The organism is Kribbella sp. NPDC000426, assembly GCF_040300265.1.
Classification (GTDB): Bacteria; Actinomycetota; Actinomycetes; order Propionibacteriales; family Kribbellaceae; genus Kribbella.
The window spans coordinates 1-10849 of record NZ_JBEPDK010000010.1 but is presented as its reverse complement, the minus strand read 5'-3'; the positions used below and the strand labels follow the sequence as shown (position 1 = coordinate 10849).

The 10849-nt window shown below is 66.1% G+C and carries 9 protein-coding genes, 6 tRNA genes and 2 pseudogenes; 6 read left to right on the top strand and 11 right to left on the bottom strand.

Going from position 1 to position 10849, the window contains the following annotated elements:
* Nucleotide 1: 1 nt before the first annotated feature.
* From ABT313_RS39260 to ABT313_RS39220, 9 genes are all read right to left on the bottom strand, one after another.
* Nucleotides 2–1915, bottom strand: a complete 1914-nt coding sequence (locus tag ABT313_RS39260; protein ID WP_350865015.1) for a heparinase II/III domain-containing protein — start codon at nucleotides 1913–1915, stop codon at nucleotides 2–4.
* A gap of 162 nt (nucleotides 1916–2077) precedes the next feature.
* The gene (locus ABT313_RS39255) at nucleotides 2078–2269 is read right to left on the bottom strand and encodes a hypothetical protein (protein ID WP_350865012.1); all 192 of its coding nucleotides are present in this window, start codon (nucleotides 2267–2269) and stop codon (nucleotides 2078–2080) included.
* Between the two features lie 62 nt (nucleotides 2270–2331).
* Nucleotides 2332–2422: transfer RNA gene (locus ABT313_RS39250), tRNA-Ser, on the bottom strand.
* A gap of 152 nt (nucleotides 2423–2574) precedes the next feature.
* Nucleotides 2575–3765: an RtcB family protein gene (locus ABT313_RS39245; protein ID WP_502884057.1), complete on the bottom strand. Its 1191-nt coding sequence runs from the start codon at nucleotides 3763–3765 to the stop codon at nucleotides 2575–2577.
* Between the two features lie 28 nt (nucleotides 3766–3793).
* Nucleotides 3794–3866: transfer RNA gene (locus ABT313_RS39240), tRNA-Gln, on the bottom strand.
* A gap of 34 nt (nucleotides 3867–3900) precedes the next feature.
* A complete protein-coding gene (locus ABT313_RS39235; RefSeq protein WP_137256356.1) occupies nucleotides 3901–4347 on the bottom strand; it encodes an HNH endonuclease in 447 nt (148 codons plus the stop codon).
* A 78-nt stretch (nucleotides 4348–4425) separates the two neighbouring features.
* Nucleotides 4426–4499: transfer RNA gene (locus ABT313_RS39230), tRNA-Leu, on the bottom strand.
* A gap of 133 nt (nucleotides 4500–4632) precedes the next feature.
* Nucleotides 4633–4706: transfer RNA gene (locus ABT313_RS39225), tRNA-Arg, on the bottom strand.
* 91 nt (nucleotides 4707–4797) lie between these two features.
* Nucleotides 4798–4873, bottom strand: a tRNA-Pro gene (locus ABT313_RS39220).
* Nucleotides 4874–5432: 559 nt separating this feature from the next.
* Here ABT313_RS39220 and ABT313_RS39215 point away from each other — a divergent pair.
* A tRNA-Thr gene (locus tag ABT313_RS39215) sits at nucleotides 5433–5508 on the top strand.
* Nucleotides 5509–5615: 107 nt separating this feature from the next.
* On the opposite strand, the gene ABT313_RS39210 is transcribed toward ABT313_RS39215, so the two are convergent.
* Nucleotides 5616–5909: a tyrosine-type recombinase/integrase gene (locus ABT313_RS39210; protein WP_350865008.1), complete on the bottom strand. Its 294-nt coding sequence runs from the start codon at nucleotides 5907–5909 to the stop codon at nucleotides 5616–5618.
* Nucleotides 5910–5938: 29 nt separating this feature from the next.
* Nucleotides 5939–6427: pseudogene (locus ABT313_RS39205) on the bottom strand (tyrosine-type recombinase/integrase); the annotation flags it as partial.
* Between the two features lie 11 nt (nucleotides 6428–6438).
* Here ABT313_RS39205 and ABT313_RS39200 point away from each other — a divergent pair.
* The 5 genes and pseudogenes from ABT313_RS39200 to ABT313_RS39180 all read left to right on the top strand — a co-directional run.
* Nucleotides 6439–6687 (top strand): annotated as a pseudogene (locus ABT313_RS39200) (helix-turn-helix domain-containing protein); the annotation flags it as partial.
* Between the two features lie 203 nt (nucleotides 6688–6890).
* Nucleotides 6891–7706 carry a hypothetical protein gene (locus ABT313_RS39195; protein ID WP_350865007.1) on the top strand — a complete coding sequence of 272 codons (816 nt, stop codon included), beginning with the start codon at nucleotides 6891–6893 and terminating at the stop codon, nucleotides 7704–7706.
* A 216-nt stretch (nucleotides 7707–7922) separates the two neighbouring features.
* A complete protein-coding gene (locus tag ABT313_RS39190) occupies nucleotides 7923–8099 on the top strand; it encodes a hypothetical protein (protein WP_350865004.1) in 177 nt (58 codons plus the stop codon).
* The gene (locus ABT313_RS39185; protein ID WP_350865001.1) at nucleotides 8096–8755 is read left to right on the top strand and encodes a hypothetical protein; all 660 of its coding nucleotides are present in this window, start codon (nucleotides 8096–8098) and stop codon (nucleotides 8753–8755) included. Before ABT313_RS39190 ends, ABT313_RS39185 begins: the two co-directional genes overlap by 4 nt.
* A 66-nt stretch (nucleotides 8756–8821) precedes the next feature.
* Nucleotides 8822–10336 (top strand): toll/interleukin-1 receptor domain-containing protein, encoded by a 1515-nt coding sequence (locus ABT313_RS39180; RefSeq protein ID WP_350864998.1) that lies wholly within the window; start codon nucleotides 8822–8824, stop codon nucleotides 10334–10336.
* Nucleotides 10337–10849: the final 513 nt, after the last annotated feature.

Below are 10849 nucleotides of genomic sequence, written 5' to 3'. Positions count from 1 at the left end.
GTCAGGTCAGGCGGACCAGCGAGCCGCCTGCGGTGATACCGATCGACGTGCGTACGCCGGCCACGCTCAGGTCGACGACGTACGTCGTACCGGACCAGCGGGTCGCGTACGTGACGGCGCCGGTCGCCTTGACGGGAGCGATGAACGACAGGATCGACGACGTCGTGCCGGAGCGTGCGAACATCAGCGTCGGCGCCGAGAGGCGGGTGTTGATGTTCGGGTAGGTCCAGCCCTGGATCGGATTCGTCTGCGCCTGCTTCAGGAGGATCGCGCCGGGCGGCAACGCCTGCCGGTACGGCACCTGGAACAGGATCGTCCGGGTGTCCTCGCCCGCCTTCGACGCGAGGGCGGTGGTCCGTGAGTACACGGTCGCCTTCTGGTCTGCGGGCAGGTGCCACAGCGTCTGGAACTGCTGCGCGGTCTTCGACGAGGCGCGGTCGAGCGTGACGACCAGGTCCGGGTTGCTCAGCACGAGTACGGCGCGGACGCGGCTGATGCCGGCCCCGGGTACGTCGGAGAACTCGAAGAAGTCGGCCCCCGGCTTGACCTGGGACCGGGTCAGCTTGGTCGCGGGCAACGTGTCGGCCGACAGCGGCGTCGTCATCGCGCTGCTCGCGAATGGGCTCTTCGCCCACGCCCGCCAGACATCGTTCTGGTAGCCGGCGTGACCGCCGTCGATCAGGATGTCCCGGCCGCGCGCGGTGTAGGTGAGCGACGTGTGGTCACTGTGACCGTGCAGCTGTCGCGTCGGCCCGTACCTGATGCTGTACGACGACTGGCCCGCGAAGTTGCCCCATCCGGAGCGGCCGAAGACGTAGCCCGCGGAGAACATCCCGACGCGGTCAGTCGGTGCGACCCCGGTCGCGCCCTGCGTTCCGGCGTACTCGAGCGGGGTGCCGGCGACGGGCGCCGTACGGACGACCTCGGAGTCGCCGATCTGGTGCAGGTTGCCGAGCGAGTTCGTTGCCAGCGCGAGCCAGTTCGCCAGGAGCGCGCGGCGGGCGGTGATCGTCGTACCGGGATCGGCACCGCAGGCCCGCAGTACGTCGACGGCACGGCCCCAGAGGGAGTAGTTGAACTGCGCGTACGCGGTCGACTGTTCGTTGGTCGAACCCTCGGCATCGATCGAGGTGGTGATACCGGCGTTGAGGCGCTGCTGCGCGAGCGTCATGTAGTCGGTGCGGTCGAGCGTGCAGCCGACGCCGAACAGCGCGATGCTCTCGTCGGTGCCGTGGTTCCAGGCACCGCTCCAGTTGTTGACCAGGAACGTGGCATGGTCCAGCAGCGCCGCGTCGAGCCAGGCGTACTGCGTCGGCAGGGTGGTGACGTTCAGTCCGGCGAGAACTGCTTGCCGGGTGCAAATGATCACGTTGGTGCGGTGCATCGTCGACTCCCAGGCGCCGACGTCACCCTTCCAGGAGTAGGGATTGTCGCGGACCCAGTCGTGGACGATCGTCGTCACGTGGTCGATCGCGGCGGTGTCGCCGAGGCTTGCCGCGGTGATCCCTTGGCCGAGCCAACGAAGCGAGTGGAACCACATGTACCAGCTGGGGTTGCTGTACGGGTTCAGCTTCCAGTTGATGTTTCCGTTGCCGTCACCAACCTTGTAGGGCTTGAACCCGCCCCACGTGTAGGTGTCCTGCATCACGGACGAGAGCGACGTCGCGTCGTCGACCGTGCTGAAGCCCGGGCAGGTGTAGGTGCCGCCCGTCGGTGTGGTGATCGCTTGGGCACTCTTCGCAGCCACTGCGGTCGCCGGCACGACGTTCGTTGCCCCGGGCACGAACTGCGCCGCCTCGGGCTCCGGCAGATCCGCGGCGATCGCGATCCCCGGCCCGGTCCGAGCCGTCGCGACACCGGTGGTACCCGCGAGACTCGCCGTCACGAGCCCGAGCACCAGTAACCATCTCGTCATGCATTTCCCCACCCACTCGCCCGCGGCCCCCCGGCCGGCGGTGACAGACCTGTACAACCGCCACGATGGTGAGTTGGTGGAGAAAGTTGCGATGAGTTCTGGTGAGATCGTTGGTGCCGCCCGCCGTCTCCCCTGACGACGGCGGGCGGCGTAACCGAGTGACTACTCTTCGACAGCGACCACGCGGATCCAGTCGGAGCAGTCGGCCTCGCACCAGACGTGATCACCCGCGTGGGCGATCCGATCCCGCTGCACATGCCCACAGGCGAGCCGCACCCGCCGCAACGCATGCCCCTGCTTCACCGGAGCACCGGTCCTACCGCCGGGCACCCGCTTCTTCCTGAGGTCGGCCATAGCCGGTCCTCCTCTCATTTCTTGGTTGTTGGCAGGGCGGCCGGTCCTTCCCGGCCGCCCAGCGGTGAGAGTGAGATTCGAACTCACGAGCCGACATGCCAGCCGACCAACGGTTCAGCAAACCGCTGCCCCTACCCACAGGCGGATCTCACCTTGTTGCGTACGCAAGAACGGGTAGTGGTCCTCGATCCCCGCGCGACGAGACGCCCGCCACGCCTGGCGACCGCCTCGCCGACCGACCACTACCCGTTCGTCGGTACGCCGCCGCCCGCCGTCTTCCGTGCCGACGGCGGGCGGCCTGCTGCTCAGCCCTTGACGCAGATGACCTGCTTGAGGTGGGCAACAACCTCGACCAGGTCGGACTGGGCGGCGATGACGGAGTCGATGTCCTTGTAGGCGGCAGGGATCTCGTCAATCACACCGGCGTCCTTGCGGGACTCGACACCCGTCGTCTGCGCGACCAGGTCGTCGACCGTGTAGCGGCGCTTCGCCTCGTTGCGGCTCATCCGTCGGCCTGCCCCGTGTGAGGCCGAGTAGAACGAACGCTGCGAGCCGAGACCGCGAACGACGTACGAACCCGTTCCCATCGACCCCGGGATCAGCCCGAGGTCCCCGAGGCCGGCCCGGATCGCGCCCTTGCGGGTGACGAGCAGGTCGAGCCCGTCGAACTGCTCCTCGGCCACGTAGTTGTGGTGGCAAGAGATCGGCTGCTCGAACCGTACGTCGACCTCGAACGACTCCCGCACCGCCTGCATCACCAGCGCGAGCATCACTGCGCGGTTCCGGGCGGCGTACTCCTGGGCCCACGTGAGGTCCCGGCGGTAGGCGTCCATCTCCGGCGTACCGGACAGGAACACCGCCAGGTCGCGGTCCGGAAGGTCCGCGTTGTGCGGGAGCTCCCGGGCGATGCGCATGTGCCGCTCCGCCAGTTCCTTGCCGATGTTGCGGCTGCCGGAGTGCAGCATCAGCCACACGCGGTCCTCGTCGTCGAGGCACACCTCGATGAAGTGGTTGCCTGAGCCCAGCGACCCCATCTGCTGCTTGGCCTTGCGCTCGCGGTCCTGCACGCCGTCGTGCAGGCTCGTGAACCCACTCCACAGCCGATCCCACGGCCGCGGGTCGAGCCCGAGCCGACGTACGCCGACTGGGTCGCCGTGCGAGCGGAACCCGACCGGTACGGCGGCCTCGATCCGCGAACGAATCCGCGACAGGTCGTCCGGCAGATCCGCGGCCGTCAGCGAGGTCAGGACACCTTCCATCCCGCACCCGATGTCGACGCCGACGGCAGCCGGCGACACGGCCTGGTACATCGCGATCACGGACCCGACGGTCGCGCCCTTGCCGAGGTGCACGTCCGGCATCACGCGGACCCCGTGAACCCACGGCAGCGCCGCGATGTTCCGCAGCTGCTGCAGGGCCTTCGCGTCGACGTCCTGTTCCTGGGCCCACATCAGGGTGGAGCTCTTGGCCCCACTCAGCTCGATCGGAAGCTCCACAGTTCCCTCCTTGGTCGATGGCATACAGCTGCCAGGGCAGGAGTCGAACCTGCGGGGCCTCGGGTCAGAACCGAGGGTAGGTCGCCATCGCCCACCTGGCATCGCGCTCAGCCGCGACACCGGGTGGGTGTCGCGTCAGAGCGCTAACTCGGCACGGGAAGGGATCCAGGGCTGCCACAGCAGTGGCATGCCGGCCTCTTCCGGTGTTCGCGAGCCCTTCTTCTCGTTGCACTCGGAGTGTGCGGCGACGGCGTTCAGCCACTCGCCGCGGCCGCCGCGTGATCGTGGGACCACGTGATCCATCGTGCTCGCGCCGGGCTTGCCGCAGTACGCGCAGAGGTACTTGTCGCGCTTGAGTACGCCGGCGCGGGTGTACTGCAGTCGGCCGGACGCGTACCGCCACTTCATCACGACGTACCGGACGAGACGCAGTACGCGGGGGAGGGGGAACGGTCCGATGCTGGCGCCGTCGTGGGCCTCCTCGACGACGGCGACCTCGCGGACGAGCATCCGGATGGCGTGCGGGATCGACACGACATGCAGCTGCTCGTACGAGGCGTTCAGGACGATCACACCGCTCATGTGGTTCCTCCTCCCATCCAGTGTGCCCGACCCGGCGTCCCCAGGTCGGCGATCTCAGGTGTTCTCGGTGTCGGTGCGTGCGGCCCCAGGGATTCGAACCCTGAACCTCCTGGTCCTAAGCCAGGCGCCTCTCCCAGTTGGGCCAGAGCCGCGCGGGTATTGCGTTGTGTCGCGTCCGACGACTGTGCGTGAGCGCGTCGTACGGCGAGGGTGTCCGGCGGGGCTCGAACCCGCTTCCTCCGGGGCCACGTCCCGGTGCATCGCCCGCTTCTGCCTCGGACACAGCACGCCCGGCAGGACTCGAACCTGCACCCCCCGGCTTCGTAGGCCGGTGCTCTGTCCGGTTGAGCCACGGGCGTTCAGTGCCCTGCGCCGGATGTACTGCGGATTTCCGTCACAGGGCACGCTTGCGGCGCCCGCTCGGCCGGTAGCAAGCATCCTGCGGGCGCCTGGTCCAGCTGGGAGGACTCGAACCTCCGATCTCCTCAACCCAAATGAGGCGGCCTAGCCACTGGCCTACAGCTGGAAAATTGCATGACTGTGTAATTGTCAATTGTGCGGACCGGTATTCGTGAATACCGTGAGAATTGCACTGTGCAGGCAAAACAAAAGAGCCGCCTGGTCGCCGGCGTGTGCCCGGCTCAGACGGCTCCTGGAGGTCTCTCCACTCGGAGATCACCCAGGCGGGCCGCCTGCACACGGGGGCAGCTCGATGCTGAGCTGGTGGTCGAAGGAGTTTTCATCGACGGTTCGCAGACACGCCGACAAAGCCACGCGGCCGCGCCGCCAGGCTTTCGTCATGATGCTTGCGCCGTACACGATGTCTCCTCGAGGTCTTTGGTCCTTGCGGGCAATAGTTTCACCCACACCAGCAGGTGAAGTCAACGCATTTCCCGCAGCATTTATTCCACCCGTTAATTCCGCACCCCTCCGACGCCCACTGTCCGCGCCCGGTTCCCACCCGCTTCGGCTGGTCCCGCTCGGAGCCGACCGGCAGCCGTGATCCGGACCACAGCCCCACCCCCTCCCCCCGGAACCGATTCGGAATCACCCCCCGACTCCCGCTACACTCTTCCCCGGCACCCGCCGCCTTAGCTCAGTCGGCAGAGCGTCTCACTCGTAATGAGAAGGTCGTCGGTTCGATTCCGACAGGCGGCTCCACTCCGGTAGACGGAGAAACCCCAGGTCACGGCGTACATGACCTGGGGTTCTGCATGTTCCGGCTGCCTCGTGGTGCCGCTCATGGTGCGGGTTTGCTAACGCGCTTGCTAACTGGGCACCAGCGCGGACGCCTCCGGACCCTCATCCTCGTCAGTCTCGTCGTCCTCGTCCTGCTCGGCGTTAGCAGACTCCGACTTGGCCGCCGCAGCGGCGAAGATGCCGGCGACCCCGGCCGCGTGGGTCCGGATCACGTGCGCATAGATCCGGAGCGTGATCGCCGGGTCGGCGTGCCCGAGGCGCTCAGCAACGACATGCACCGGCACCCCGGCGATGAGTAGCAAGGTCGCGTGCACATGCCGGAGGTCGTGCAGGCGGGCATGGGGGAGCGGCGTGGCCGGCACCTTCTCGGGTCCGCCGGATCAGGCGTGTTGTACGCACGGATGACCTTGCCCATGAGTTGCGTGACCGTATCGGGGTAGATCGGCTCTCCGAGCCCGGTTGTGAAGACATGTCCGGTGTCAGGCCATGCCTCCCCGACCTTGGCATGGTCGGCCATCTGGCGTCGTCTGTGCGCCTTTAGTTCCCGGACAGTGTCGGGATCGATGCCAACGGTTCGTTCCCTACCGCCCTTTGTCGTGCCCTCGATCCGCTCGCCGTCCACGATGCCGACCGAACCGCGGATGCGAACCGCCGGCGCTTTCCAGTCGACATCAGCCCAGCGGAGGTTCAGCAGCTCCCCGCGCCGAGCGCCCGTGTACGCCGCCAGCCGGTAGAACGCGCGAAGTCTGTGGTCCGCCATCAGGCCGAGAAACAGACGAAGCTCATCGGCTGTCCAGACCTCGACGGACTGTCGAGCAGTACGACGGGGAGGCTTGGCGCGATCAGCCGGGTTGCTCGATAGGCCACCGTCGAAGTTCACGGCGTCGTTGAATGCCCACCGCAGTACGGCGTGCACCTTGTCGACGGTCGCCCGGCGGAGCGGCTTGCCATGGAGATTCGAGGTATGGCGATGCGGGAAAGGTGGGGGAGCGGATCGCCCTGCTTCGCAAGCATCGGCAGTTGACGCAGCAGGGGTTGGCGTCGACAGCGAGTGTCTCGTACAGCCTCCTGACGAAGGTCGAGAGCGGTAGTCGACCAGCATCGCCGGGATTCCTCGCAGCTTGCGCCCGAGTGCTCGGTGTCGAAGTCCCTGTACTGCTCGGCGATTCGGCACCTGAAGCCACGCAAGACGAGCGGCTGGGCCTCATGCTGGGGCGCGTTCGGACCCAGCTTGACCTGTACGACCTGGACCCTGACGAGACCAACACGCCCTGCCCGCTTCACGTTCTTCGCGAAGCCGTGCGAGGAGCCACATCGTCGGTCAGGCGGCACGGTACGAGTCGATGGCCCCGGTTCTTCCGGGGCTGTACGCCGAACTCCATGCGGCGGCGAACGCCTGGACCGGCACCGATCGTGCTGACGCGTGGCGGCTGCTCGCCGAGGCCTACCGCTGTGCTCACACCGTAGGGATTGCCGCCGGCTACCCGGATCTGTGGCTGACCGCGTTGAACCGGATGGACTGGGCCGCGTCGCAGTCGGGCGATCGAGCGCCGGCCTTGCGTGCAGCTCGTGAGTACCTGCGCGTCACGGCGTACCTGCGTCGCCACGACTACGAGACCGGCTGGAACCTCAACAACGCGGGACGAGCCCACCTCGAGGGGACCGACCCGCAGACGCCAGGAGCGTTGGTCGCCCTGGGACAGCTGAGCCTCGGCGCTGCCGTCCTCGCCGCGCGGACCGGGGACGCGTCCGCCGTACGTGAGCACCTCGACGAGGCTGACCACTACGCCGACCTGACCGGCGAGGATCTGGAAACGTTCTGGTTCGGGTTCGGGCCGACGAACGTGACAGTTCACCGAGTCATCACGATGATCGAGCTCGGCGACTACTCGCACGCGATCCACCTCGGCGAGTTCGTCCAGTTTCCCCGCGGCTGGCTGCCGACGCGCATCGGTCATCATCACTTCGATCTCGCCCGTGCCTATCAACGGCTCAACGTACCCGAGCAGGCATTGCGGCATCTCCAGATCGCCCGGCGGGCCGCGCCAGGGCAAGCACGCCGGCATCCACTGGTTCGAGGCGTCGTGATGGACCTGCTCCACACATCGCGTCACACATCCGAGGCGCTTACCCGGTACGCCGCCTGGACCGGCATCTGACCGGCAGCCGAGACTTTCACAAGCTGTGAAAGTTGCCGCTTTCACTCATAGCCACGATTGATCACGTAGTGCACTGAAGCCGCTACCGGAGCCCTCGCTTCGCCCACACATGGGTGCAGATCATGGTTACGACACGTTCTCTTTCCTCGTATTCGCTGGTGCCGTCCTGGACGGAATCCTTCTCGGGCTGATTCTCCGCGGCGGAGGTCGGGCGCAATGAGCACGCTAGCCGTCGAGGGACCGTTTCGGCAGGTGCGCGTGTGGCTCGGTGAGCACCTGGTCATCGACCACATCTCCGAAACTGACACAGCGGCGAGCTTCGAGGAGGCAATGCGCCGCCGGTTCCCAAGCCTCCGCGTGACCAACGAAGCCGCATCCGCGGTCGACCAATGACCGCCAAGCCGCAGGCCGTCGGCTACGTCAATGCAAGCCTCCTGATCACCGACTCCGAGCTAGAGAGCCTCAGGATCGACGTCGCCCGCTTCGCCGGCGAATGGGGCTATGCCCTCACCTACGTTCACGTCGAGGACCGGACGACCGCCCCGGATGCCTTCAACGCCCTTGTGCAGCACGTGACCGCGCTGGACATCACAACGGTTCTCGTCCCGGGCATCCATCACTTCGCCGGCCTCGGGAATCCTGTCGAGGTGAAGGACCGCCTGGAACACCTCATCGGCGGCCGGGTAATCCCGACCGGCTCCCATGATCGGTGGGGTTGGCGTGCAGATCCCTGCATCCGCGCCAGCCCTGCCCACCACCCCGCGCCCTTGCCCTGGCCTCGTCCTCACACCTCTGGGCAAGGGCGCGGCCATGTCCAGACCCCTGACGAACGGACATGCCATGCCCAAAAACAAGCCGCCATCGCGCCCGCTCTGCCCGACCTGCAAGGGCAAGTCGTTCACCGTCGTCCAGAAAACCCGCATCAAGAACAGCAAGGTCGTCACCGAGTCCGAACACGAGCCGTGCCCCATCTGTGCCGGAAGCGGTTGGATCAGCCGGTGAGTTCCTCAGCACCCCGTGAAGCTGGACTCCGCTGGCGCGCAGAGTGACCGCATGGGCGTACAGGGGATCGCCGTGCACTATCCCAATGCAGGCTACATAAATACACTCAGGGAATGGCGAGCGACGACGCAAGCAAACACGTATTCATCTCGTACGTGCACGAGGATTCTGACGCAGTCGACAAGTTATGCAGCATCCTCGAAGTGTCGCAGATTCCCTACTGGCGAGACCGGACCTCTCTCGCGCCCGGCGACGCCTGGAAGTCGGAGATCCGGAAGGCAATCCGCGATGGGTCACTCGTCTTTCTCGCTTGCTTCTCCGACAGCTCCCGTGCTCGGACGAAGTCGCACATGAATGAGGAACTGACGCTGGCCGTGGAGGAGTTCCGGAAGATGCCGCCAGGGCGCACCTGGCTCATCCCTGTCCGCCTCGACGCTGGCGGTCTGCCAGACTGGGACCTCGGCGCTGGCCGGTCCTTGGGCGATCTGAACTACGTGGATCTGTTCGGTGACGGATACGCCGCTCAGGCGGCGTCGCTGGCCACAACCATTCAGCGGCTCATGGGTGAGTCACGTCTCAGTCCAGCCACTGCCTTAGCCTCCGTAGAGCAGGTGGTCGATGCGGACAGGGCCGCGCTACTGAAACGACTTACCAAAGACATGCTCCCCGATCCGTCACGGCGGATTGAGCTGGATGACTTGGTCTCACAGGAAGTGCAGAGGGTTCTGACCGCAATGAAAGATCCAGCCGTTTTCCCAATCAACGGGCTGGCGGGAACCGGGGACGAGCAGGTCATCTCTCTCGTCGGTGTTGCTCAGAGGTACTGGACGCTGGTTGAGGCCTTCTGTCACTCTCTTCAGGTCGCATCGCGTTGGGCCTCACCAGACCTGCTCGCTCCGTGGGCTAGCGGTCTGCGAGCGTTCGTCAACGCTGCTACCAAAGTCGAGGGCGGCAACACTGCACTCCTCGACCTGCGGCATATTCCGGCCGTCGCGTCGATTGCAACGGCTGGCCTCGCTTGCTCGGCCGCAAACACGTGGGCCAATCTCAAGGCGCTGATCATCGATCCGAGTATCCGGGAACGACACTCGGAGCAGCAGGTTCCGCTCATCGAAGCTACAGATCCGTATAGCCCGTTCAGCAATGCAGAGTGGGTTCCGCAGGTCCTCGCGCGGGCAGCCAGGGCGGATGAAGATGCGCCTACGGCTCTCGCTCATTTCAGAGAGAGGCGAGGGGGCAAGTACTACACGCCAGTTGCTGACTGGCTACATATCCTGCTGCGGCCCGTCTTCGCTGACCAGCTTCCCGATCAAGACACCTACGACAGTGAGTTCGATCGCGCCGAGGTCATGCTCGGACTCATTTCACAGGACTGCGCAACGCAACGCTACGTTGCCAATGCCAACTCGGCCTGGCGTGCACGTTCTCGATGGTATGGACGCTCTACGTGGCGAGCAGCGAACTCGCACGGGAATCCGATCACGCAGTTTGAGCAAGAACTGCAATCGCAGGGGGCGAGATGGCGACCGCTGCAAGGGGAGCTCTTCGGGGCCGATCCAGTCCGCGCACGAGAAGCCCTGGACGCGTATTCCACTACCTTCAACGAGCTAGCTAGGAACAGATTCTGAGCACTCGCCGGAAGCACCGCGGCGAGCTCCAAGGCATCCTCCGCTCTCTGATCCAGGGCCTCTCGATCCATGACCTCCTCCGCCCGCCGCACGTTCGAGGATCGCGCCACGACGGCAGGCGACCTTTCTGCCGGATTGACCTTTTGAGAATCAAGGCGCGCCGCAAGCGGCGCGCAGCGCGGCCCGGGCTTACGGCCTCCGGCCGACACCCTCCGCCGCGCCTGCCCTATGCGAGCGACCGATCCTCAACTGCTCACCCGACCCGACCGACCGGCACGGTTGGTGGGCGCCGGAAAGGCCGGCGGTTGGCCCCCGTCCCCCTGGTCGCTCGATTGTCCGGTCACCACAGCGCGCGTCAAGAGCGCTGCGCGTCCCTTCGGGATCGGCGAGCCGACTCTTGACCCGCGCCGCGCTGACCTGGGCCTGCCCCGTTTTGACGGACATCCGAGATCAGGAGCTTGTGCTCCGGGAGGATGTTCATCATGGAGTCCATGGGCAAGAAGAAGCCGCGGC

Bases quoted from the DNA above. Each gene is read 5' to 3' on its own strand.
- ABT313_RS39260 (WP_350865015.1), bottom strand. From the start codon at position 1,915: ATGACGAGATGGTTACTGGTGCTCGGGCTCGTGACGGCGAGTCTCGCG.
- ABT313_RS39255 (WP_350865012.1), bottom strand. From the start codon at position 2,269: ATGGCCGACCTCAGGAAGAAGCGGGTGCCCGGCGGTAGGACCGGTGCT.
- ABT313_RS39235 (WP_137256356.1), bottom strand. From the start codon at position 4,347: ATGAGCGGTGTGATCGTCCTGAACGCCTCGTACGAGCAGCTGCATGTC.
- ABT313_RS39195 (WP_350865007.1), top strand. From the start codon at position 6,891: ATGGCCCCGGTTCTTCCGGGGCTGTACGCCGAACTCCATGCGGCGGCG.
- ABT313_RS39190 (WP_350865004.1), top strand. From the start codon at position 7,923: ATGAGCACGCTAGCCGTCGAGGGACCGTTTCGGCAGGTGCGCGTGTGG.
- ABT313_RS39185 (WP_350865001.1), top strand. From the start codon at position 8,096: ATGACCGCCAAGCCGCAGGCCGTCGGCTACGTCAATGCAAGCCTCCTG.
- ABT313_RS39180 (WP_350864998.1), top strand. From the start codon at position 8,822: ATGGCGAGCGACGACGCAAGCAAACACGTATTCATCTCGTACGTGCAC.